This is a genomic window from Sporolactobacillus sp. BBK16-2 (genome assembly GCF_059878335.1).
On record NZ_CM187611.1, the window covers coordinates 1,044,640 to 1,066,228 of the forward strand.

At 43.5% G+C, this 21,589-nt stretch carries 46 protein-coding genes; 45 read left to right on the forward strand and 1 reads right to left on the reverse strand.

The features are described 5' to 3' along the window. Nucleotides 1-33 precede the first annotated feature (33 nt). Complete coding sequence (locus AC6F33_RS05170) at nt 34-672, reverse strand: LexA family protein (protein WP_500777889.1); 639 nt, start codon at nt 670-672, stop codon at nt 34-36. Between the two features lie 166 nt (nt 673-838). Between AC6F33_RS05170 and AC6F33_RS05175 the strand changes: the two genes are divergently transcribed. From AC6F33_RS05175 to AC6F33_RS05395, 45 genes are all read left to right on the forward strand, one after another. Further along, complete coding sequence (locus AC6F33_RS05175) at nt 839-1,087, forward strand: helix-turn-helix domain-containing protein (protein WP_500777890.1); 249 nt, start codon at nt 839-841, stop codon at nt 1,085-1,087. Nucleotides 1,088-1,135: 48 nt separating this feature from the next. Continuing rightward, entirely contained in the window at nt 1,136-1,381 is a 246-nt protein-coding gene (locus AC6F33_RS05180; RefSeq protein ID WP_500777891.1) for a DUF771 domain-containing protein, read from the forward strand. After that, nucleotides 1,381-1,509: a hypothetical protein gene (locus AC6F33_RS05185; protein WP_500777892.1), complete on the forward strand. Its 129-nt coding sequence runs from the start codon at nt 1,381-1,383 to the stop codon at nt 1,507-1,509. Before AC6F33_RS05180 ends, AC6F33_RS05185 begins: the two co-directional genes overlap by 1 nt. A gap of 7 nt (nt 1,510-1,516) precedes the next feature. After that, complete coding sequence (locus tag AC6F33_RS05190; protein ID WP_500777893.1) at nt 1,517-1,666, forward strand: hypothetical protein; 150 nt, start codon at nt 1,517-1,519, stop codon at nt 1,664-1,666. Nucleotides 1,667-1,670: 4 nt separating this feature from the next. Then, nucleotides 1,671-1,865, forward strand: coding sequence for a hypothetical protein (locus AC6F33_RS05195; protein WP_500777894.1), 195 nt, complete (start codon nt 1,671-1,673; stop codon nt 1,863-1,865). Beyond that, complete coding sequence (gene ssb / locus AC6F33_RS05200) at nt 1,862-2,332, forward strand: single-stranded DNA-binding protein (RefSeq protein WP_500777895.1); 471 nt, start codon at nt 1,862-1,864, stop codon at nt 2,330-2,332. The genes AC6F33_RS05195 and ssb overlap by 4 nt, the downstream gene beginning before the upstream one ends. A 36-nt stretch (nt 2,333-2,368) precedes the next feature. After that, nucleotides 2,369-3,352: a Lin1244/Lin1753 domain-containing protein gene (locus AC6F33_RS05205; protein ID WP_500777896.1), complete on the forward strand. Its 984-nt coding sequence runs from the start codon at nt 2,369-2,371 to the stop codon at nt 3,350-3,352. A gap of 73 nt (nt 3,353-3,425) precedes the next feature. Next, nucleotides 3,426-3,590, forward strand: a complete 165-nt coding sequence (locus tag AC6F33_RS05210) for a hypothetical protein (RefSeq protein WP_500777897.1) — start codon at nt 3,426-3,428, stop codon at nt 3,588-3,590. Next, nucleotides 3,587-3,751, forward strand: a complete 165-nt coding sequence (locus AC6F33_RS05215; protein ID WP_500777898.1) for a hypothetical protein — start codon at nt 3,587-3,589, stop codon at nt 3,749-3,751. The genes AC6F33_RS05210 and AC6F33_RS05215 overlap by 4 nt, the downstream gene beginning before the upstream one ends. Further along, complete coding sequence (locus AC6F33_RS05220; RefSeq protein WP_500777899.1) at nt 3,751-4,179, forward strand: hypothetical protein; 429 nt, start codon at nt 3,751-3,753, stop codon at nt 4,177-4,179. The genes AC6F33_RS05215 and AC6F33_RS05220 overlap by 1 nt, the downstream gene beginning before the upstream one ends. Then, nucleotides 4,172-4,510, forward strand: coding sequence for a hypothetical protein (locus tag AC6F33_RS05225; protein WP_500777900.1), 339 nt, complete (start codon nt 4,172-4,174; stop codon nt 4,508-4,510). The genes AC6F33_RS05220 and AC6F33_RS05225 overlap by 8 nt, the downstream gene beginning before the upstream one ends. After that, nucleotides 4,510-4,746 carry a hypothetical protein gene (locus tag AC6F33_RS05230; RefSeq protein ID WP_500777901.1) on the forward strand — a complete coding sequence of 79 codons (237 nt, stop codon included), beginning with the start codon at nt 4,510-4,512 and terminating at the stop codon, nt 4,744-4,746. Before AC6F33_RS05225 ends, AC6F33_RS05230 begins: the two co-directional genes overlap by 1 nt. Then, complete coding sequence (locus AC6F33_RS05235; protein ID WP_500777902.1) at nt 4,743-5,246, forward strand: Holliday junction resolvase RecU; 504 nt, start codon at nt 4,743-4,745, stop codon at nt 5,244-5,246. Before AC6F33_RS05230 ends, AC6F33_RS05235 begins: the two co-directional genes overlap by 4 nt. Next, complete coding sequence (locus tag AC6F33_RS05240; RefSeq protein WP_500777903.1) at nt 5,243-5,917, forward strand: hypothetical protein; 675 nt, start codon at nt 5,243-5,245, stop codon at nt 5,915-5,917. The genes AC6F33_RS05235 and AC6F33_RS05240 overlap by 4 nt, the downstream gene beginning before the upstream one ends. Further along, entirely contained in the window at nt 5,914-6,051 is a 138-nt protein-coding gene (locus tag AC6F33_RS05245; protein ID WP_500777904.1) for a hypothetical protein, read from the forward strand. The genes AC6F33_RS05240 and AC6F33_RS05245 overlap by 4 nt, the downstream gene beginning before the upstream one ends. 12 nt (nt 6,052-6,063) lie before the next feature. Further along, complete coding sequence (locus AC6F33_RS05250) at nt 6,064-6,780, forward strand: N-6 DNA methylase (RefSeq protein WP_500777905.1); 717 nt, start codon at nt 6,064-6,066, stop codon at nt 6,778-6,780. A 14-nt stretch (nt 6,781-6,794) separates the two neighbouring features. Continuing rightward, nucleotides 6,795-7,895: a site-specific integrase gene (locus AC6F33_RS05255; protein ID WP_500777906.1), complete on the forward strand. Its 1,101-nt coding sequence runs from the start codon at nt 6,795-6,797 to the stop codon at nt 7,893-7,895. 4 nt (nt 7,896-7,899) lie between these two features. Continuing rightward, nucleotides 7,900-8,130, forward strand: a complete 231-nt coding sequence (locus AC6F33_RS05260) for a hypothetical protein (protein ID WP_500777907.1) — start codon at nt 7,900-7,902, stop codon at nt 8,128-8,130. 2 nt (nt 8,131-8,132) lie between these two features. Next, nucleotides 8,133-8,717, forward strand: a complete 585-nt coding sequence (locus AC6F33_RS05265) for an HNH endonuclease signature motif containing protein (protein WP_500777908.1) — start codon at nt 8,133-8,135, stop codon at nt 8,715-8,717. A gap of 1 nt (nt 8,718) precedes the next feature. Continuing rightward, a complete protein-coding gene (locus AC6F33_RS05270; protein WP_500777909.1) occupies nt 8,719-9,195 on the forward strand; it encodes a hypothetical protein in 477 nt (158 codons plus the stop codon). A gap of 23 nt (nt 9,196-9,218) precedes the next feature. Further along, the gene (locus AC6F33_RS05275) at nt 9,219-9,506 is read left to right on the forward strand and encodes a hypothetical protein (RefSeq protein WP_500777910.1); all 288 of its coding nucleotides are present in this window, start codon (nt 9,219-9,221) and stop codon (nt 9,504-9,506) included. Between the two features lie 39 nt (nt 9,507-9,545). Continuing rightward, nucleotides 9,546-9,965 (forward strand): hypothetical protein, encoded by a 420-nt coding sequence (locus AC6F33_RS05280; RefSeq protein WP_500777911.1) that lies wholly within the window; start codon nt 9,546-9,548, stop codon nt 9,963-9,965. 36 nt (nt 9,966-10,001) lie between these two features. After that, a complete protein-coding gene (locus AC6F33_RS05285; RefSeq protein ID WP_500777912.1) occupies nt 10,002-10,190 on the forward strand; it encodes a hypothetical protein in 189 nt (62 codons plus the stop codon). Between the two features lie 30 nt (nt 10,191-10,220). Next, a complete protein-coding gene (locus tag AC6F33_RS05290) occupies nt 10,221-10,418 on the forward strand; it encodes a hypothetical protein (protein ID WP_500777913.1) in 198 nt (65 codons plus the stop codon). A 99-nt stretch (nt 10,419-10,517) separates the two neighbouring features. Further along, entirely contained in the window at nt 10,518-10,661 is a 144-nt protein-coding gene (locus tag AC6F33_RS05295) for a hypothetical protein (RefSeq protein WP_500777914.1), read from the forward strand. A 15-nt stretch (nt 10,662-10,676) separates the two neighbouring features. Beyond that, a complete protein-coding gene (locus AC6F33_RS05300) occupies nt 10,677-11,156 on the forward strand; it encodes a sigma factor-like helix-turn-helix DNA-binding protein (RefSeq protein ID WP_500777915.1) in 480 nt (159 codons plus the stop codon). Between the two features lie 7 nt (nt 11,157-11,163). Then, nucleotides 11,164-11,766 carry a hypothetical protein gene (locus AC6F33_RS05305; RefSeq protein ID WP_500777916.1) on the forward strand — a complete coding sequence of 201 codons (603 nt, stop codon included), beginning with the start codon at nt 11,164-11,166 and terminating at the stop codon, nt 11,764-11,766. 131 nt (nt 11,767-11,897) lie between these two features. Continuing rightward, nucleotides 11,898-12,131 carry a hypothetical protein gene (locus AC6F33_RS05310; protein WP_500777917.1) on the forward strand — a complete coding sequence of 78 codons (234 nt, stop codon included), beginning with the start codon at nt 11,898-11,900 and terminating at the stop codon, nt 12,129-12,131. Nucleotides 12,132-12,187: 56 nt separating this feature from the next. Next, on the forward strand, nt 12,188-12,496 hold the full coding sequence (locus tag AC6F33_RS05315; RefSeq protein WP_500777918.1) for a hypothetical protein: 309 nt from the start codon (nt 12,188-12,190) through the stop codon (nt 12,494-12,496). 278 nt (nt 12,497-12,774) lie between these two features. Next, entirely contained in the window at nt 12,775-12,951 is a 177-nt protein-coding gene (locus AC6F33_RS05320) for a hypothetical protein (protein ID WP_500777919.1), read from the forward strand. Nucleotides 12,952-12,967: 16 nt separating this feature from the next. Further along, nucleotides 12,968-13,162 carry a hypothetical protein gene (locus tag AC6F33_RS05325; RefSeq protein ID WP_500777920.1) on the forward strand — a complete coding sequence of 65 codons (195 nt, stop codon included), beginning with the start codon at nt 12,968-12,970 and terminating at the stop codon, nt 13,160-13,162. Between the two features lie 83 nt (nt 13,163-13,245). Then, nucleotides 13,246-13,596: a P27 family phage terminase small subunit gene (locus AC6F33_RS05330; RefSeq protein ID WP_500777921.1), complete on the forward strand. Its 351-nt coding sequence runs from the start codon at nt 13,246-13,248 to the stop codon at nt 13,594-13,596. Continuing rightward, a complete protein-coding gene (locus AC6F33_RS05335) occupies nt 13,593-15,311 on the forward strand; it encodes a terminase large subunit (RefSeq protein WP_500777922.1) in 1,719 nt (572 codons plus the stop codon). Before AC6F33_RS05330 ends, AC6F33_RS05335 begins: the two co-directional genes overlap by 4 nt. Before the next feature lie 5 nt (nt 15,312-15,316). Continuing rightward, nucleotides 15,317-15,571, forward strand: coding sequence for a Gp49 family protein (locus AC6F33_RS05340; RefSeq protein WP_500777923.1), 255 nt, complete (start codon nt 15,317-15,319; stop codon nt 15,569-15,571). Between the two features lie 32 nt (nt 15,572-15,603). Beyond that, nucleotides 15,604-16,836 carry a phage portal protein gene (locus tag AC6F33_RS05345; protein ID WP_500777924.1) on the forward strand — a complete coding sequence of 411 codons (1,233 nt, stop codon included), beginning with the start codon at nt 15,604-15,606 and terminating at the stop codon, nt 16,834-16,836. Beyond that, nucleotides 16,820-17,401 (forward strand): HK97 family phage prohead protease, encoded by a 582-nt coding sequence (locus tag AC6F33_RS05350; protein WP_500777925.1) that lies wholly within the window; start codon nt 16,820-16,822, stop codon nt 17,399-17,401. The genes AC6F33_RS05345 and AC6F33_RS05350 overlap by 17 nt, the downstream gene beginning before the upstream one ends. Further along, a complete protein-coding gene (locus AC6F33_RS05355) occupies nt 17,392-18,660 on the forward strand; it encodes a phage major capsid protein (protein WP_500777926.1) in 1,269 nt (422 codons plus the stop codon). Before AC6F33_RS05350 ends, AC6F33_RS05355 begins: the two co-directional genes overlap by 10 nt. A gap of 14 nt (nt 18,661-18,674) precedes the next feature. Then, nucleotides 18,675-18,836, forward strand: coding sequence for a hypothetical protein (locus AC6F33_RS05360; protein ID WP_500777927.1), 162 nt, complete (start codon nt 18,675-18,677; stop codon nt 18,834-18,836). Then, entirely contained in the window at nt 18,836-19,135 is a 300-nt protein-coding gene (locus tag AC6F33_RS05365; protein ID WP_500777928.1) for a hypothetical protein, read from the forward strand. The genes AC6F33_RS05360 and AC6F33_RS05365 overlap by 1 nt, the downstream gene beginning before the upstream one ends. After that, nucleotides 19,116-19,466 carry a phage head closure protein gene (locus AC6F33_RS05370; RefSeq protein ID WP_500777929.1) on the forward strand — a complete coding sequence of 117 codons (351 nt, stop codon included), beginning with the start codon at nt 19,116-19,118 and terminating at the stop codon, nt 19,464-19,466. The genes AC6F33_RS05365 and AC6F33_RS05370 overlap by 20 nt, the downstream gene beginning before the upstream one ends. Beyond that, nucleotides 19,450-19,809, forward strand: coding sequence for an HK97 gp10 family phage protein (locus AC6F33_RS05375; protein WP_500777930.1), 360 nt, complete (start codon nt 19,450-19,452; stop codon nt 19,807-19,809). The genes AC6F33_RS05370 and AC6F33_RS05375 overlap by 17 nt, the downstream gene beginning before the upstream one ends. Beyond that, nucleotides 19,806-20,138, forward strand: coding sequence for a hypothetical protein (locus tag AC6F33_RS05380; RefSeq protein WP_500777931.1), 333 nt, complete (start codon nt 19,806-19,808; stop codon nt 20,136-20,138). Before AC6F33_RS05375 ends, AC6F33_RS05380 begins: the two co-directional genes overlap by 4 nt. Before the next feature lies 1 nt (nt 20,139). Continuing rightward, nucleotides 20,140-20,958 (forward strand): major tail protein, encoded by an 819-nt coding sequence (locus tag AC6F33_RS05385; RefSeq protein WP_500777932.1) that lies wholly within the window; start codon nt 20,140-20,142, stop codon nt 20,956-20,958. A gap of 13 nt (nt 20,959-20,971) precedes the next feature. Beyond that, complete coding sequence (locus tag AC6F33_RS05390; protein ID WP_500777933.1) at nt 20,972-21,412, forward strand: hypothetical protein; 441 nt, start codon at nt 20,972-20,974, stop codon at nt 21,410-21,412. Nucleotides 21,413-21,432: 20 nt separating this feature from the next. Then, nucleotides 21,433-21,588, forward strand: coding sequence for a hypothetical protein (locus AC6F33_RS05395; protein ID WP_500777934.1), 156 nt, complete (start codon nt 21,433-21,435; stop codon nt 21,586-21,588). Nucleotide 21,589: the final 1 nt, after the last annotated feature.

A 21,589-nucleotide genomic window follows, 5' to 3' on the forward strand; every position in this document is an offset into this window, starting at 1 on the left:
TTGCAAAGAGCCAAGGATGATTGGCTCATTATGTTATAAAAACTTTCTTTTCATTTCAACAACAGTACCAGCAATGCGTACAATATTCATATCAGCACCAACGAAGGTACGAGGAGCATAATTGGAGTTGGAAGATTGAAGCGTGATACTTTCATCTGTCTTATAAACGTGTTTTAATGTACCTTCCTCACCATTTACGATCGCAACGGCAATTTGACCATTATAATCAACATCACAGGTTTCTTTAACCATAACTAAATCTCCCTCGAAAATTCCATCTCCTGTCATCGAATCGCCACTTACACGAAGGACAAAATGATCTGAACGATCGTAACTACCATCAAATAATTCATAACCATCAATGTGTTGATAGGCAAGACCATCCGCACCGGCCTTAACAGTTCCGACAATCGGAAATGAAACCAACTGATCTGCAATGTTAATATCCATTTGAGAATCCTGAATATCAGACCAGCCCATTAAATAAGCAGGGGAACAATGAAGTGCTTGAGCAATTTCTAGAATTGTATCATTTTTTAAATTTTTAATGTTACCTGATTCATAACGATTGACGGTTGCTTCTGATTTTTTGATCAAATCACCAAGTTGCTTTTGGGTCAGATCACGTTTCAATCGCATCTCCTTTATTCTTTCGGAAATAGTCATCTTCATCTTTGAAATTCCTTCTCCCTATTTGATAGATTAATATTATCGCAATGTTGCATTTAATGCAAGATTAATTGTGCATAAAATAACGAAACTTGCATAATATGCTTGACCGACAGAAACAAGGATGCTAGAATAACTTACGTAAGATGCAAGTTAGGAGGTGATCATTGTGAGCGCATGTGTAAATGGTAAGAGGCTGGAAGCAAAAATGGTTCTGAAAGGTTTTAATCGTAAAAGCCTTTCTGAAGCGACAGGACTAAGTAGAAACACGATTGGTGCAATAATCAGCGGACAACAAAACCCATCTTATCGAGCGATGATTTCAATCTATGAAGTTCTGAAACTTAATCCCCAAGAAGCAACATCTATTTTTTTTAATCGCAACTTGCATAACGTGCAAGATGAAGAGGTGAGCTGAAATAGATAGGAATTCTTTTGAACTCATTTCGAAAGGCGGGTGATTTTATTGGATGACGATAAATTGTTCTGGTCTTTCAAAGACCTGGAGCATTACACCGGGTTCAAATATCTGTGGCTTACTCGCAATATTCTTTATCGGAAGGAATGGCGTCAAAAACTTGATGCGGATAATGGCGGCCCAGTTTTCTATCCGCGCCGACAAGGGCAACGGTGGAAATTCATTGCTGAACCAATGAGACGATTTTTGGAGGATAACTTCAAGGATTTGTTTCGCGAGGAGGGACAAGCATAATGACCGATCGAGAGAAGGCGCAAGACCTCATCGACGATCTGTCATGGATTATGGATCGGTTGCAGTATCAAGAATTTTTGTGGAACTATGACCGACCGTGCAAGATGAATGAAGTGGGGAGAAGGTGAAAACAAAATGAGAGCAATCGCAGCGGAAACACTGGAAAAGCTGGCAAGCCGTAAACCACAGACAAAGCCGTTTGTGTGGCTTTGCACGCCACTAATGAAGGGGCGGGACATGAAAGCGTTTGTCCGTACCGCCAAAGAGAATCTGAAAGGGGGTTAATCCATTGGTTGTTGACAAGGAGTTTAGTCCTGATCCGATCGATCAGATCGCAATGACGGCAACTGGCGGCTATTGGCATTGCCCTGGCGGGAGAAAACGTTTGGTCATGAGATTTCCGACAGCGGAACACGCACGGGCGTATGAATCGCTCCGCAAGAAAATGGCAAAGACGCATGAAAAAGATGGTGATAATCAATGATTAATCGGGTGGTCCTGGTTGGACGGTTGACGAAGAATCCGGAGCTTCGCTATACCCCGAACGGTGTAGCGGTGACGACTTTTACATTGGCTGTAAACAGACCATTTTCCAATCAAAATGGGGAACGTGAAGCGGATTTTATTCAGGTCGTTGTATGGCGAAAAGCGGCGGAAAACGCGGCAAACTTTTTGCATAAGGGAAGTTTAGCCGGTGTTGATGGACGCGTCCAGACGCGCAGCTATGAGAATAACGAAGGGCGGCGGGTGTACGTAACTGAAGTAATTGCTGAGAGTGTCCAATTTTTGGAGCCTAAGAACTTGCATTCTAGCAATCAATCAGCGAGTGCAAGCAATACTGGCGACGGTAGCCAAAACGCTGGCAAGGGGCAATCTCGAAAGCCACAGCCGGATGATCCGTTTACGGGAAGCCAACCGATCGACATATCGGATGATGATCTGCCGTTCTAGACGGATAACATCATGTAAGGAAAGGAGGGATACCATGTGGCCCGTCCTAAAAAAGAAGGATTAGACTATTTCCCTCTGGATGTAGACATTGATCAGGATGACAAAATTGCATTAGTTGAAGCAAAGTATGGCGCAGCTGGATTTGCTGTTGTAGTTAAGCTTTTCATGAAAATCTACAAAGAAGGTTACTTTTATAAATGGGGAGAAAAAGAGCACTTACTTTTCTCCAGCCGAGTAAATGTTGACATTAATACCGTTTCAGAGATAGTTAATGACTGCATTAAATGGGGACTATTTGATCAATCAATCTATGAATCTGAAAGAATACTAACGTCTGAGGGCATTCAAAAGCGCTATATAGACGCTGTTACAAGACGTAAAGAGGTTACTTTGTTAAAGAAATATTTGCTTGTTGACCCGCTTGAGTACATCGGTAACAGCAAAATCAAGGTATTCATCATTAGCGAGGACGGAAAGCGAGTAAATGTAAACATTAATGATAGTAATGGTAAACACAATGTAGACATTAATCCCCAAAGTAAAGTAAAGGAAAGTAAAGTATTTAAAAGAAAAGAGGAAGAAGCAACGAAGGATGATTCCGTTGTGGACAAACTCTTGAAAAACAATATCATCTCACCAGCGTTTATCACAGAAACACTTCGTGAGGATATTGATGATATATGCAGCAACTTTGGATTTGATGATCCTAAGGCAATCATTTTTTACGGCATAAAGGTTGCGGTACGTGGGAATGGTCGCACGTGGAAGTTTATCTATAACCGTTTGGAATATTGGCGAAAGCAAGGCATTCGCACGGTTGCCGATGCAGAGCGACTGGAAGGCGGAGAAACGTCCCGCCGCTCACATCAGAGTCAGCGGGGCAGACATGGACCGCCTCAAACTCACCAAGAGATTGTTCCTGAATGGATGGACAAGCCGCAACAAGATAAAACGCCCGAGGATCCCGAAGAGGTCAGAAAGCGCGCTGAGAAGTTAGAAAAGTACCTGGAATCGATTTGAATAGGCACATTGACAGAAAATCAAGTCACCAAGATACATACAGCAGTCAGTGTGCGAGAGAGGTGACAATTGCATGATTCTTACACGGGTTCTATTAGCTTTAATATTTTTCGTTGGCATCATGGGGGATTGGAATCAGAACGAAGATCCGGATGTCCGAATGGGATTTTCAGCAATCGCATTCGCGGCGGGACTGACGTTTGCGCTAACCCTGTGGTGGCCGGAGGTGGCGGGGTGAAAGCCATATACAATCTTGTGCGGAAGGAACTGCCTGAAGCATCTGACGCCGATTGTCGGCAAATCCTGCAACAGACAAACTATCCATTCTGCAGCTTGGAGCGATTGGAATACCAGGTCAAACGCGAGTGCATTGCATGGCGGAGAGAGGAGCGAAAGTAATGAGTGAGGATGTGTTTGTACTAAACAAAGCAATTGACCAACCGACACTTGAGATACTAAATAGCAATCGATTAGAGGATAAAATCGACGCAGAAGTATTGAGTAATGCTATAGGCGCTAATTTTTATTGGCCTGATATTGACCAGATTGAGAACTGGATCATAGCGCTGAAAAGTGGCAAGAAGATTGCTAATCCGCTGTCGGCAGAAGAGGAATTGACCGAACTATACAAGAAATCACCGCATTACAAAATTTATCCTGACAATTTCAGCAATGGTTTGAACGTTTTTAGAAATGGGGAACCGAACAAGACATGTAGCGCATGGTCCATTGATACAAGAGCAACCATTCGTAAGGTCGTGCAGATTATTGCCAAAGAGCATCCGGATGTTGGCAAATGGATTGAAAGCGGTGATTCCAATGATTAAACCGTTTATCGTAGATGGCCATCATTTTGACGGCGAATTGCTTGAAAAGATGGAGAAGAATGGGCTAAGCAAAATCAATATACAGCGGCGGGTTCACTATCAAAAATGGACACCTGAGGAAGCGGTGAGCGTTAAGAAAGGCGAGAAGCGTCCACCAAGGAAAACAAAACGCAAGGTGTTGGTCAATCCCGCCAACGGTCCAGTAAAAAGTTATGTTCTCTCAGAAACTCAACTCAAAGAATTGCACAAGAAGTATGGAAAGCCCGGGCAATTTTGCAAGGAGTACGGAGATAACAAGCAGCCAATTGCGCTTAAAGGGACGTGGCATTGATGACAGAAGATCGTTTGAAATACCTCAAGCAGACATTGGATAAGCAGAAGAATCGTCCTGCAGTCGTGATGAGACGTTCGGATGCGGAGTGGGTTGTGAACGAAGTGACACGACTAGATGCAGAAAATGAACATCTAAAAACACTGATTGAAGATGCTCTTGATGAAGCTGAAATGCTTAATGAGGATTTAAAAATGGAGCCGTGGGGTTCATTAAGCGAGGCGATAAAGCCATGACCAATTACAGAAACCGAGGAATGCAGCTCGAGCGGGAAATTGAGTCTAGCAATATATCCTATCGGTTTACCAAAACAGCTGTGATTCAGAAGATTGCTACGCCGATGAAAAAGATCAATGACAAGGCGGTTTATTCCGAAAAGAGCACAATTGATTTTCTCGGGATCCTAAGAGGACGGGGAATTGCGTTTGATGCAAAGGAAACGACAAACCCAACAAACTTCCCGCTCAACAACGTCAAAGAGCATCAGCAACTCTTCCTGCAGAACTTTAGTGTAACCGGCGGGATAGCCTTTGTATTGGTGAGGTTCGTTGCGCATCAAAAAACATTCATTCTAACCTCCATGCAGCTGGCCCAGTGGTGGAAGAACATGGCATATGGCGGACGCAAAAGCATTCCTTACACATGGTTTATTGAAAATTGCGAACAGGTAAAAAGCAGGAACGGAATCGCAATCGACTATTTGAGACCTTTTCTAGGCGGGACGGTGACGACGTGAAAGAGTCGAATCTATTCTTCCCTATCAAAAATTGGCTGATTAAAGACATCGGATGCAGCGAGGTATACGGAGAAGTAGGGCTTTGCGACATTCTCGGATTGAATGGATCAATGGACATCATCGTTGAGACCAAAACAAGATTGTCATTCAAACTGCTTGACCAAGCGCGGGACCGTTTAAATTATGCTCCGTACGTCTACATGGCAGTACCTATGCCTAAGGGCAGGAAATGGCCGGCGAGGGCAATTCGTGAGTTCATAGATCAAAACAAAATAGGTTTGCTCTATGTGGATGTGCAGGCAGATCATCATCGCATTTGTGTTTTTCAAAATGCAAAATTCAATCACCACTTCAAAAAAATGCGAAAGGTTTATTCCATTCGTAAATCAATCAGGTACTATTCATCAAAGCAGATCGGCGGTGTCAAAGGCGGCGAGGCAACCACTGATTACAGTGAAATGATCAGGATTATCAAAGGGTTCATGAGCCATAAAAATTGGGTGACTGTAGATCAGATACTTGAAGTATGCGAAACCCATTATTCAAGACCGAAGCCAAGTGTGATGGCCACGCTGCAGGCCGAGTGGAACAAGGATTGGTGTGAGACTAAAAAAGAAGGTAGACTCCGGTATTTTCGAATGAAACGAAATGCCAAAGAGGAATTCATATGAGTCGGCGCCGCTGGGTATTGCTCTTTCGAATGGAAGATCGGCAAAAGGTTTGGTGCTATGAGCCATTGCAGAAACATGATCTGAATGCACGGCGGCGGGACGGTTGGAAGCCTGTGAATGATAAGAAATGGTGAGGGGAAAAGGATATGAAGCTGAACACTGAAACTATCAACAAATTGTTTGGCATCAATGATCCATGGAAAGCGCCGGACGCACTCATGAAAATCTTATTCGACCGTAAGCGGCGGGAAAATATGTTCCGTGAATTTTTGGAAATTGAAACGGACGTCAGCTATGACTGGTTTTATATGTATTTTCAAGACGAAGCAGCGGATCGAAAAAAATTAAAGCAAGACTTCACCCCGATTAGCATTGGTCAACTGCTTTCAGAACTTACGGACAATGAACGCGGAAGAAATTACGATTGCGCTGCGGGTACGGGAGGGCTGACCATACAGAAATGGCAGCACGACCGAATACAGGAAACGCCGTTTACGTACAAGCCTTCAGAACACTTTTATACATGCGAGGATTTATCAGATCGAGCTATACCATTCCTATTATTTAATCTTTTGATCAGAGGAATGAACGCTTGTGTTGTCCACTGCGACGTGCTGACGCGTGAGGCAAAGGGCGCATTCTTTATTCAAAACGACAAGGATGACTATCTGCATTTTAGCAGTTTTAACGTGATGCCTTATACAGACTTTGCGGCCAGAGAGTTATCGGTGAAATGGACAAGCTTTCGTTATCCAAAGCACGTTGAGAGCGTTGAAATACCGCACCATATAGCTTGCTCGAAGGAGTACGAGCTTTTGACAGATAAACGAAGCGAAGGACCGGAACAGCTGAAACTTTTTTAAAAGGAGGAATTTAGATGGCGATGCAGGAATTGCAAGCGACTAACCAAGTAGGTACTTTTAAACGAATTAATCGCGACGAGCTGCGTGCTAAAGTACGCAAAATGCGGTTTTGGGAATACTTTCTATTCTTTACCCAGAATGAAAAAGTAGGAAAAGTTCGACCGGTAACGCTTGGAAAATATGATCGGGCCCTCAAATACCTCAAAGAAGTTGCACCAGAAATGTTGCTTGTTGATCTTGAAGAAAATCGAATGAACATGCAGTGGCTTCTAGATCAGTATGGAGCAACACGTCAAAAAAAGACTGTGCTTGGATTTAAGTGGGTTATTATGCAATCTCTCAATTTTGCGGTCGACGATGGGTATATTAAAGGCTTTGCCAAGCATGGAATTGAGCTTAACTCAATCGAAAAGACTTGGACGATTGAACAACGGTCGGAGAAAAAGAACAAAGTTATGACCTTTGACCTAACGCAATTTAGAAAATTTAAGTCCTACCTTGATTTTAAGCTAGACGAAATGCTGGATGAAGAACCGCTGTATCAAAAATATAGAAAGATAGAAGCGCGCATCAGCGATCAAGCTTATTTTATGATCTTCATGGTCGCCATCCACACGGGCGCACGGTTTTCGGAAGTCATTGGCTTTGAATATAAAGACGTTTCTGACAAAGGCCTGCTTATTAACAAGACTTGGAATTATAAAGAAACTGGCAATGAATCGTACGATCTAACTAAAAATGAAAGCTCCATCCGTACGATTATTATCGACGATACGATGCGGGCTCTGATAAACCGCTACTGGGCATTTAAACAAAAAAATGGGCTACATGCGGATGGAAATCCTCTTTTAATCGAAAACAATGCGGCAATGTACAATTCGACAATTAACGATAAGCTTTATGCGCTTGAGAAAAAACTTAAGCTTCCAAAAATTTCAATCCACAAATTGCGTCACACCTATGTGTCGGTTTTGATCGACCGTGGAATCAGTGAGTCCGTCATTGCTAAGCAAGTCGGGCACTCAAGTTTAGACATGATTCATCGCGTTTATGGGCACCTACTCAAAGGACGAGAAGAACGCGAGACAATGGAAATAAAAGGACTAATGGGGTGATCACATGGAAAATTCATTAGGTAGTCTCAACGATCTTCTTTTTTCAGAATTGAAACGACTAAACAATGAAAAGTTGACCGGGGAAGCGCTTGAAGAAGAAATGAGAAGAGCAAAGTCAATAACAGGAGTCGCATCGCAAATTATCGCAAATGGATCGCTCGTGTTGGAGGCGAAGAAAGCTGTTGAAGATAGCTTTAGAGCAGACTCCAAGTTGCCTAAAATGTTGGAGGGATAAACGTGAGACCACTGTTTACCCCAGAACAAGAAGCATTTATAAAAGATAACGTTTTCGGATTAGGTAATTCGGAACTGTGCGATTTTCTGAACGAAAAATTCGGGATAAACATTAAATTGTCACAAATCATGGGGTATAAGGCCAATCACCATTTAAGCAGCGGCCTTGATGGACAGTTCGGAAAGGGCCACGTTCCATTCAATAAAGGGAAAAGCGGAGTCAACGGATGGTCGTCCACACGGTTTAAAAAAGGCGAGCAGCCAATAACGCTCAAATCTGTTGGTTCAGAAAGGATTGATCCTCGTGGATATGTTTCTATAAAAGTGGCAGATCCCGACAAGTGGCGGATGAAGCATGTCGTCATTTGGGAAATGTTTAATGGCCCGATTCCAAACGGACACGTAGTGATCTTTGGAGATGGGGATAAACATAATTTCAATCCTGAAAATCTAGTGCTTGTATCGAGAAAACAACTCGCTGTAATGAATAAAACTAATCTGATTAAAAAAGATGCAGGATTGACGAAAACGGGCGTTATTATTGCTGATTTAAAGATGAAAATTGGTGAACGCCGAAAAGGTGAATGAGATGCCTGATGAATTGAAGAGCCCAATAACAGTGTTCAAATGCACCACAAAGCTATTCAAGCATCCGCGGAGAGTCGGAGATACCCTAGATTATGAAGGACATACTTATTTGATTATTGGCATTAACAACTACGTTATGTATGGACAACACCTGACTATTTGGTTCACCTGCCAGGACTTAAATCAAATGAATTATGCAGACAGCGAACGAATTTGGACACCGGTTGAATACTGGAAAGAAGTTTTCGTGCGATGTAAGTATGATGATGCTCAGTTAAAAGAATTAACAACTCTTGGACGTGTATTCCAACTTGAAGGCAGCTGGGTTAAGGCAATTGAATACTCGGACATCGAAATTGACGGTACGGATATAGAAGTCAGTTTCTTTGTTAAACCGATCTTCCCAATCAGCCGCAAAGAAGCTCGAGCAAAACTATTTGACGAGCGGCGGAAGAAGTTGCGGATTGAATTGGTATGAAATAAAGAATGAGGTGACATGAGTTGGCCAATAAATTTTATGCATGGGATTGGGACATGGGTGCATTTAGGAAGATCAATTCGGATGAACCAGTTGAAGCAATTCATACTGCTTGGAACTATGAATTTGATGTTTACGCGGCCACAGACGGCGAAAAGCATTTGATTTTTAGCGGTAACGAAGACAATGAGACGAATACGGAAATGCTCAAGCCATACGGACTGAGATTGATCGACGCAGGTGATGGTTATCGTAGACTTCAAAACATTAAGACCAGCGAAATATACAAGCCAAGTTGGGAGACCGAGTAATTCACAGTAGACAGCTAATGCGAAGGAGTGAAAAAGACTATGGAATACACCAAAGTCATTGTAATAGATGGTATGGAGTTTGGATTTTATCGAGATATGTCTCATTTCAAAGTTGTGGTATTTGACAATAAAAAGAAGGCACAACGCACACTATCTCACGAGAGCAGCGAGATAGAAGCTAGAAAATCCATCAATCACTTTATCAATACAGGATTTTCACTGTTTGGTGTTGAGTTTTCACCAAGAAATATTGAAGTAGAGAATACGGACATTGACAAAGTTAAAAGTCTTTTTGATGTTTTAAAAATTGAGTATGAAGATTTATCGGATGGGGTAATTCGTACCATACGATTAATTCCAGACAGTTTAAATGTTGATGGAATAGAAAATATACAGACTGATTTTGATTTTTCTCACGATGGTAAGTTTAGAGAGGTTGGCATTTGGAAACAGCATTAATTCGCAGTACGACACTATGGCGAAGGAGGATCCAGGATGCAGGAGATTGAAGCAAAATTGTATCTCAAGTGGAATGATCAATTTGGTGATCAGAATATGTTCATGGAAGGCAAGGACGATGATATTTTCTATGTGCAATGGGATGAGGATGGCGAACAGCATCCTTCAATGATATCTAGGGAAAAGCTGATTCGATTTGCGAAGATGCTGGAGGACAAGCACTGATAATACTGATAAAATGGGGGTAGGGATAAATTGGAAAAATCCTTGCGGATTAATAAAATCGAGGTTCCGATCATCAACGGCAAAGCCGAATTGAAAGATGATGGACTTTACATTGTGAGCGGCGGGAAGATTGTCATGTATCCGCTGCCGGAATACGGAACTGTTGAAATTAAAAGTCATGCAGGCAAAGCGGATCATCCACTATATCATGTTTTTGCCGAAAAATAAATAAGCCTAGCCTAACCGGAGAGAACGGAGGCACTTACTTAACGCATATGCGCTGAGTAAGTGCCTCTTTTTTATTTTCTGAAAAGGGAGCGATCGACAATGACTGTTCATTACAAAGGCAAAAAGCGCAACAAGAAAACGAGATATGGCAAGCCGCTGACTGAGGAAGACATCAAGCGGCTGATGAATACCGATACACCCATTTATCACAGAACCAAGGGCGGGGCATGGAAGCAAAAGTAAAGGAGATGCGGCGGGATGAGCATGCGCAAGTTGGTTTATGAATACAAGCAATCAATACGGAAGATGAAAGCAACTCATGAAGCCGCGGATCCGGAAGATAAGAAGATCATTGGCGGGATGATCAGGGACATGGAATATGCCGTGAAGTGGATGGAGTCGGGGCGGGATCCGGAGCGTAATCATATGGACGCTGATCGTACTCGGATTTATCTGACTGATCCTGCTTTGATTGACGCTGTTCAATATGATGTACTAGAGAAAGCAGAGTATAGAGAAATAAGTCAAGCAGGCAGGGAACGGATTGATGATGCACTGTGCGAATTGACGAGGCGAGAGAAAGAAGTGTACATACTGTCCACCGTAGAGCTAATGTCCTATAATAAAATAAGCGATTTATTGGGAATTGGAAAAACAAGTGTACAGTCCTACATCGAAAGATCAAAGGCTAAAATTGAAAAAAGGAAAAAGCGGAAGCATATTTTGCTGTTTGGGTGAATAAAGAGTGAAAAAACTAAATGTGATAGATTACGCTTTTGCATTATTAATATTTATTGTAATTATGATATCTTCAGTAGGGATAATGCAGGTTTTACATATATTTGACAAGCAGATATTTATTGCCTTTATTGGATTTTTTGGCTCAATCATCGGTGGGTTATTTACCTTGTTAGGCGTGAAAATGACATTCATGGAGCAAGATAAAAGGATCAGAGAGCAAAAATATACAACCATATATTTTATATCAAACGAAATCCTGCCTGAACTTGGCAATATTAACACATCATTCAAATCTATTCATGAACATAGTCGAAACAACGATTTGATGAGCCTAAGCGAATTAAGTTCTAGGGTATTAATAAATGTTAAAAAATTAATTAGTTTAGCTTATTCAGCTGATACGACAGTTTATGAATCATTAAGAAATATAGAATATTCTCTTTCGGTGTTAATAGAACAGGTCGATAGAATGGTTAAAGAAGATACTGACGAGGCAACAAGACAGCGAATATCAAAAAGTATATGGAAGGTTTTTAATGATCTCAACAGAGAGGATCAACGAATATTCACTCGTGTGCAAGATATGAGAATATCAATAAAAAAATGAGTTTTTGCCGTACGACTTGTCACTATAGTGAGGGGAAATTCATGAGCGCTTAACCGGCGCTTTATTTTTATGCAATGCATGTAGAACTAATGTTCTCTTTTTGGTATGATAATCAAAAAGGAGCTGATCTGATGTCGGGATTTTCCTTCCATGAACAAGTTATTTTCGCAAAGAAACAAATTGATGATCCTAAATGCGAAATGTTTGATGTTCCAGTTGATGGACTTATTGAAGTGTCGAAAGCAACTGTGGATGAAGGCAATGTATTTACAGAAGATATGTTTAGCGAAAATGGATTGGACATAATTAAATTTCTGGACTTGATTAGAAACATGGAAGAAAAAAGGAAGAAAAAGAATCAGTAATGTAGCGCTCTTCGGAGTGCTTTTATTATGCCCAAATTTAAGGAGGTTGTGCAGCTATGGCAGATCAGGGCAAATTGCATGACATTCGCATCGATTCTGTTTCTAGTATTCCTGATATTCTATTAGGCGGTCAGACACTACATGATGGCCGACATGGATTAATTGATTTCCGAATGCATTGGCACACGAATGAAGATGTCGTACACGAAACTGAATGGCAAGCGCTATTTGCAGAATCACAGTTTGATAAATTAGTATTAACTTTCATCAAAGGTGTTGGGGAACATGCAAAGGTCTATACTGTGCCTTCAAGTATTGAAACGTGTGAAGAAGCTGAAAGATGGTTGAATAGCCATGACCGTTAACTTCTATACCAGGTCATGTTGGAAGCACAAGCGTAAGCGAGTGTTGAGGCGTGACGGTTATCTCTGCCAAGAGTGCAAGCGATATGGTAAGTCACGTGAAGCACAGATGGTTCACCACTGTTATCCGTATGAAGATTATCCGCAATATAAGCTGGATGATTGGAACTTAATCAGCATGTGCAATGGTCATGGTGATGCAATGCACGACCGTAAGACAGGCAAACTTACACCATTGGGAGTGTACTGGAAAGAGCGTGCGACAAAGAGGAGGGCACAAGATGCAAGACGTGTATGATACAGCATTAAGTATGATGGCAGCCAGAGTAAGTGGACGGATGAATAAACGAATTAAAGAGGAAATTGATGAAGCAATCAGACAACCAACGTTGACTGATCGGCAAGAGCAATTGATTGAGAAGAAGCAAGTGTTTCGTAAGTTTGTTTGTACAAGATGAGCGAGGAGTGATCAACGTGAGTACAGTAATTAAAACAATTCAGAACCAACTTAATCGAGTGAACAACGATATTGAGTATGAAGAGCGGAGCAGACTTGGCATACTTGAAGAACTACAAGGCAATGAATCGCGTTTGAAATCTCTAAAAGAACAAAGCAATGAACTGACAACTTTCTTGGCAGAGAACGATCCCCCCCACCCTGAGCAGTGATGACCGGCGGCGTGGAGACCGGTGAGTGGAACTCTTTCCAATAGAGCGGGTTTCCAAAAACTTTTTTCCGGGAGGTGAGAGGCATGACGAAGGCAGCATCAAAAGAGACAATTAAGCGGCGAACGATCGAGGATATGAAAAAGCTCGGTGTCCACAAAACCCAGTATAATCGCTTGATTGACATCTATTCGGAACTCGTTCATCAGTATCTTGAATTAACAATTCAGTTTGAAGAAGGCGGCTATCAATTCCAGGTTGAGACCGATCAAGGCGGCGCGAAAAAATCACCTATAGTTGCAACCCTAGAGAACATAAGAAAAGACATTTTGGCATATTCGGACCGGTTGTGTCTCTCACCGAAAGCATTTGAAAACGTGACAGCGGAGACTGGCAAGAAGTCGGTACTCGCTGAAGCACTTAAAAATCTTTCATGAAGAAATTCCCTAATTATGATGCGGTCATCGAATATGCCAAAAGTGTTGCAGCCGGAAAGAAAGTCGCGTGCACTGAACTCGTTCAAGCTTGCGAACGATTTTTAAAAGACCTGGAAAATAAAAAGTGGGAGTTCAAGCCGAAGGATGCCGAGTTTGTCATTGGCATTATTGAGAAAACGTTTGTTCATGACCAAGGCGAAAAGCTGGATGGTACGCCCCTGCGCGGTAAGCCATTCTTACTTGAACCTTGGCAAAAATTTATTGTTTATAATCTGCTCGGATTTTATCAGACAGGAACAAAACTCAGACGCTTCAAAGAGGCGTTTATTTTTATACCCAGAAAAAACGGGAAGACGCGATTTGTCGGCGCGCTGTCCTGGGCCTTGTCTCTGTTGAACCGCCGCTCAGGTTCAAAGATCTATATCACATCAGCTGTCCTTGATCAGTCGTTGCAGAGTTTCAATTTCATTTTGTTTAACCTCAAGAACATGGGTGAAGAGGACAACTTTAGAGTGCTCGACAACAACCAGGAGCACAGTATTACCGGCGAACTTGGAGATGGATCACTATACGTCAAGGCGCTGGCCGCCAACCCGGATAAGCAAGATTCGCTCAATTGTAATATCGGGATTGCAGATGAAATGCATGCCTACAAAACACCGAAACAGTACAACATTATCAAGGAAGCGATGAAGGCGTACAGTAACAAGTTGATGATTGGAATCACAACTGCCGGAGATGACATGACGAGTTTCTGCTATCAGCGGTTGCAGTATTGTCTAAAAATACTTGCTGGCACGATCACCGATGATGCCTATTTCGTATTTATCACGAAGGCGGAGGAAGCAAAGAACGGCGATGTCGATTATACGAATACGGAGCAGCATGAAAAGGCCAATCCGAATTATGGCGTAACCATTCGACCGGAAGATATGATCAATGACGCACTGCAGGCGCAGAACGATCCGCAACAGCGGAAAGACTTTTTCGCCAAGTCACTGAATGTGTATACAGCCGCCGTCAAAGCTTATTTTAATATTGACGAGTTTAGAGCGAGCGATCGGCAATATGAATGGGCACTAAGCCAGCTGGCCAAAGCGCCGATTCAATGGTATGGCGGTGCGGATTTATCGAAGATGCATGACTTAACCGCAGGCGCATTGTATGGCGTATATAAAGGTGTAGACATTGCCATTACTCATGCTTGGTTTCCGATCGTTGCTGCCAAAGCCAAAGCTGAGGAAGACAACATTCCCCTGTTTGGTTGGAAGGATGATGGGTGGCTGGACATGTGCAATACACCAACGGTCAACCATTCCGACATTGTGAATTGGTTTGTCAAGATGAAGCATGCCGGATTCAAGATCAAGCAAGTTGGTTTTGACCGCAAGTTCAGCCGCGAATTCTATTTGGCCATGAAATCGAAGGGCTTTAAGATTATTGATCAGCCGCAATATTTTTACAAGAAGTCTGAAGGCTTCCGGCATATTGAAAAGAAAGCGAAAGACGGAAAACTCTATTATCTGCATTCGCAGGCTTATGAATATTGCGTGCAGAATGTGGCCGCCATTGAAAAGACGGATGATATGGTCCAATACGAGAAAGTTCTACCGACGCAGCGAATCGATTTATTCGACGCGTCGGTTTTTGCTGCAATTAGAATGCTTGAAAATATGGAAAAGAAAACAGAAGCATCAAAATGGTTGGAAGGGTGATCAGGTTGGCAAATAAAGTAACTCAAGAACAGATCAATAAAATCATGAATGAGTCTGAATATAAAGTATTTCACCGTATCTTTGGGAAGCAATGCCTCGTTGTGGCAAAGCTTCCGAATGGCTTTACGATTGTCGGTGAATCGGCTTGCGTCGATCCTAAAAATTATGATGAACAGATCGGCGAGGAGTTGGCCAAGAAACGGATTGAAGACAAGATTTGGGAACTTGAAGGATACAAACTGCAGTGCTCGCTATCTTGAAAAATTGATAACAGAAGGGAGGATGACGCGCGTTGAGTAAACGAGGAAGCAGGCGTAATCGTGGCAGACAGCGCATTCGGTCGGAACCGACAACACAACCAACTGCACTTGTGCAATGGCTTGCAGGTGAGGATTTGTCCTCGCTCGCAGTGACCGGATACACGCGATTATCCGACAATCCGGAAGTACGGATGTGTGTGAACCGCATTGCTGATCTGATCAGCAGTATGACGATTCAGCTCATGCAGAATACAGAAGATGGCGATGTCCGTGTAAAGAATGAACTGTCGCGCAAAATTGACATTAATCCATATGGGCTCATGACGCGAAAGAACTGGATGTACAGCATTGTTTACAATCTCTTGCTGGACGGAAAGGGAAACAGCGTTGTCTATCCTAAAGTGGATAGCGGCGGTTATATCGCAGATCTTCAGCCACTTCCTCCGTCGCAGGTCAGCTTCTGGGACACTCCGGATGGTTATCAAGTGCTTTATGGCGGCAATCGATACGACCATGATGAGGTGCTGCATTTTGTGATCAATCCGGATCCGGAACGCCCATGGATTGGCCAAGGATTCCGGGTAGTCCTGACGGATATTGTTGACAATCTGAAACAGGCAAGCAAAACAAAAAACGGCTTCATGTCGGATAAATGGAAGCCATCGGTAATCATTTCAGTTGATGCGATGACTGATGAACTTTCAAGCAAAGAAGGACGCGAGAAGGTACTGCAGCGGTATATTGACGATACCGGAGGCGGGAAGCCTTGGATTGTACCATCCGAACTTATAAAAGTTGATCAAGTCAAGCCGCTGTCTCTTAATGACCTTGCCATTAATGACGCGGTGCAATTGGATAAACGAACGGTAGCGGGCATCTTTGGGGTGCCAGCTTTTTTCGTTGGTGTAGGTGATTTTAAGAAGGACGAGTATAACGCTTTTATTAATTCTCGTATTCTTCCAATCGCACAAGGCATCGTACAGGAGCTGACGCGGAAACTGCTATATTCACCTGATCTTTATTTCCGCTTTAATCCGCGCTCGCTCTATGCCTATGACATTCAGCAACTGGCAACAGTCGGCGGTGACATGTATGTGCGGGGCGTTATGACAGGCAATGAGGTTCGTGATTGGCTTGGCCAGACGCCGCTTCCTGGATTGGATGAGTTGAAGATACTTGAGAACTTTATACCGGCGAGCATGATTGGTGATCAAAAGAAATTGAATCCTGGACAAGGAGGTGGAGGAAGTGGCGGATCGGAATAAAAAGCAGGTGCGCACAGCAAATCTTGGCTTTAAAACCAGAGAAGCTGAAGGGCAGGATCCAGTGATCGAAGGATATTTTGCTGTATTCGGTCAACAGACAGAACTGTTTCCAGGTGGATTTGAAGAAGTGGCTGCCGGCGCTTTTGACAATACGCTTGGCAATGACATTCGCGCATTAATTAACCATGACACAACTTTGGTGCTTGGTCGCAATAAGGCCGGCACGCTTGAACTGAGAGCCGATGCACATGGCTTATGGGGAAGTATCAAGATTAATTCAAACGATTCGGATGCAATGAATGTTTATGAGCGCGTCAAGCGTGGCGACGTATCGCAATGTTCATTCGGTTTCAACATCAATAAAGAAGACGTTGACTTTGGCGATGACGGAACTGTTAAATGGACGCTTCGGGATATTGATCTGCAAGAAGTATCCATCTGCACGTTCCCTGCCTACGAAGACACGGCGATTCAAGCCCGAAAGGCAGAAATCGAACAGCACCGCACAAAGCAACTTGAATTGAAAAAACACAATTTGAAAGAGAGGCTGAAAAAATGGCACTAAAACAAATTATGCTGGCTAAGAAAATTCAGCAGCGCAAAGCGGCACTTGAAACTCTGACAGCAGAAGAAACAACACTCAAGACACGATCGGCAGAAGTCGAGCAAGCGATTGAGGAAGCACAAACCGAAGAGGAAACCGCAGCTGTTGAAGAAGAAGTCAATAAGCTGGATACCGACAAAGCGGCATTTGACGAGAAAAAAAGCAAGCTCGAAGGCGAGATCACGCAACTTGAAACAGAACTTGAAGAACTAAACAGCAAAGAGCCGCCAAAGCAAACGCGCTCGAGCAAAAGAAGCCAGGAGGGGGCATCAGAACAGATGAACAGATATCAGGTTAGGGAACTATTGAAGACCGGTGAATATTACAAGCGAGAAGAAGTTCGCGAGTTTTATGAGAAATTCAAAAATCTACGTGCAGTATCGGGCGGAGAACTGACCATCCCTGAAGTTGTCGTCAATCGCATTATGGATATCATGGGCGATTTTACAACCCTGTATCCGTTGGTTGATCGTATCCAAGTCAAAGGTACAACGCGAATTCTGATTGACACGGATACAACTGCAGCATCTTGGATTGAAATGCCTGGCGCGATTCCGACTGGCGACGTTGGCACGATCGGTGAAGTTGACTTCGACGGCTGGAAGGTCGGTAAAGTAACATTCGTTGACAACTACCTGCTGCAAGACAGCATCATCAACTTGGATACCTATGTTACGAAAAAAATTGCACGTGCAATCGCTTTGGCGCTTGATCTTGCGATCGTTAAAGGTACCGGCGCAGCTGGCAAACAACCGGTTGGTATCATTCCGCAGATTCCGGCCGGTAATAAAGCAGACGTTGTCGCAGATGAAAAACTGCTTATCAACCTGGTTAAGAAAATCGGCTTAATTGATACAGGACTGGATGCAGTTGGCGAAATCGTTGCTGTCGTTAAACGCAGTACCTATTACAACCGTCTCGTTGAATTCAGCATTAACGTAGACTCTTCCGGTAATGTAGTTGGCAAACTGCCAAACCTTCGCAACCCAGATCTCGTTGGTTTACGAGTTGTATTCAACAACAACCTGGACGAGGACACGGTTCTCTTTGGAGACTTCTCGAAGTACACGCTGGTTGAGCGTGAAAGCATTACAATCGACAGCTCGAAAGAAGTTAAGTTTGTCGAAGATCAGACGGCATTCCGTGGCAAAGGGCGTTTTGACGGCAAGCCAGTAAAACCAGAAGCTTTTGCTCTTTTAACCATCACACCACAAGCATAAGGAGCTGATGATTGATGAAGTATGCAGTCGCACGTCAATTTGCTGATAAGACAAGCAAGAAAATCTATCATCACGGATCAACCTACGAGACGACCAGTAAGAAACGCGCCGAAGAATTGCAGAAGGCAGGTTTCCTGGCCGGCACACCACCCGCCGCGAAAGCGGGTGATCAGTGATGGATGAAGAAGTAAAGACGACTCTATTAAGCTTACTGAAGCTTGATTTAGGCATCACGCACGAATTGCGAGATGCCTATTTTAATGGATTACTTGATACATCAGAAAGCGAGATTACCCGAATGGGGGCTTCGCTAGATTTAGCGAAAGCAGACGATCAGATTCTGCTTGTCGATTATGCGGCGTGGTCTTATCGAAAGCGGTTGGAGAACGTGCCGCTTGCTCGCAGTATTCAGTTCCGCATCCACAACCGTTTGATTCAAAAGGCAGGTGCTGCAGATGCCGAGTCTGAAAGCTAGTATTGGCAACAGTAAGCATATATCGCTGGATGATGCATGTAAGCTCATTGATGTAGTCACGACAGAGGATGAACTTGGACAACCCATTGAGTTTGAAAAGCCGCGGCAAATATTTTGCTCACGAATCAGCGTTTCCCGCGCAGAATTTGCGGCTGCAGGACAGATCGGGTTGAAACCGCAGCTGATCCTCGTTGTAGATTCGGACGAGTACGATGGCGAACTAAAAATTGATTACTCTGAAAAGCGATATTCTGTTTATCGTGATTTCATGAGGACGGATGGATTTACTGAATTGTACTGTGAGGTGAAGTCCGGTGCCCATAAAAATTAATGGACTGGCCAATGAGATTGCTAAAGCGCTTGCCGAGTACAGTGATGATGTCACTGATAAGCTGGATAAAGCCAAGGATGATATCTCAAATGAAGCGGTATCCGAATTAAAAGCTACGAGCCCAAGGGAAACTGGCGATTATGCAAAAGGCTGGGCGCGAAAGAAATCGGCACAAGGTTATGTCGTCCACAATCGGACGGATTATCAACTGACGCACCTTTTGGAGCGCGGTCACATGAACCGTGATGGTAGTCGGACTTCACCACGCGTGCATATCAAGCCGGTAGAGGACAAGGTTATTGACAACTTCACCAAAGCGGCGGAAAAGGCGGTGCGCGGATGACACTAGCGGAACTGAGACAGATGCTCCTGCAGACTGGGTATCCGGTCTTTTACCACCATTGGAAAAAATCAACTCAATATCCTGAATGTCCGCCACCGCCTTTCATTTGCTACTTATCTGGTGAATCAAATCATTTTATCGCGGACGATAAGGTTTATCAGAAGGTGCCTAGTGTATCTGTTGAACTTTACACAGATAAAAAAGATTTAGCGGCAGAGGCGGCGATCGAACAGCTACTTGATGATAACAGCATTCCGTATCAGGATGCTGAAGTATGGATTGAAGATGAACAGCTATATGAAAAAATATATGATTTGGGGATGATCTGAAATGGGCAATAAAGTGAAGTATGGCCTTTCTAATGTCCGTTGGGCACCGGTCATTCAGGACTTTCCTGCAGCTATTGTCTATGGGCAGGTAAAACCATGGCCAGGAGCAGTAAACCTGTCACTCGAAGCGCAGGGCGATCCTGTCGAGTTTCGAGCAGACAACGGCGTTTATTGGGGCTATGCAGTTAATGACGGCTACAGCGGCGATCTTGAAATGGCTGAAATGCCTGATGAATTCCGTACAGAGTGTCTCGGTGAAGAAATGATTAACGGGGTATCATTCGAAAGCGGAGAGCCAAAGCCGGAGCACCTGAAAAAGTTCGCCTTGTTCTATCAATTTGAAGGGGACGTTCGAGCAACGCGCCATGTGAATTATTATTGCACGGTATCACGTCCTACGGATGAATCCGGAACGACTACAGATACCACTGAACCACAGACGACAACGGCGACGATTACATCTAAGAAGCGCCCAGACACGAAAATGGTTAAAGCGCGATGCACGACTGCCGCACCTCAAGAAATCTATGATTCTTGGTTTGATTATGTCCATGAAAAGCCGGCAGAAGTTCCGGCGACAGGCGTCACAGTGGCACCTTCTGCAGCGACACTTGGAGTTGGTGAAACGATGCAGTTGAGTGCTGTTGTCGCTCCTGCAAATGCGTCAATTAAATCTGTAACGTACGGATCAAGCGATGAAGCAATTGCTACGGTTGATGCACTCGGAAAAGTAACGGCAGTTGTGGCGGGAACCGCGACCATCACAGCGACACCGGTTGGCGGCGGTTCTGTTGATACCTGCACACTGACGGTGGCATAAGGAGGGGCTTTTATTGGAAAAGACAATTCAAATTAGTGGTCAATCGGTGCGTCTGAAAACCTCAGGCGCTTTTCCTTTGCGCTACAAAGCGCAATTTCACAAGGATTATTTCAAAGAACTCTTTCGGCTTATGCCGCTGTTGAAAGTCAATGAGAAAGTGAAATCGGAGACTAACGCAGATGCACCGAAAGAGGAAACCAAGGAAAACTTAGAAGCAGCCGAATTGCAAGGATTTATTAATAATCTGGATTTGGTTGACTTCGATATTTTCTATCAGATTGTCTGGACAATGGCCAAGACTGCGGATCCGAATATACCAGAACCAATGACCTGGCTTGACAGCTTTGAGACGTTCCCGATTATCGAAGTGATTCCTCAGATGCAGGATATGCTTGTGGCCATGATTAGTACGGAAAAAAACTCACGAGCGGGGATTCGGCCGGCGAACCTTTAACGACTGATTCCCTGCTTTTTATGGCATACAAAACTGGCCTGACTCGTGCCGATGTTGATGACATGGACATTGGACAGATCTTAGATTACATTGACGAGTACGTAAAGAACGCGAATCCGGACAAAAAGAAAGACAACGTCCGGATGGCCACACAAAAAGATTTTGATAACTATTAAG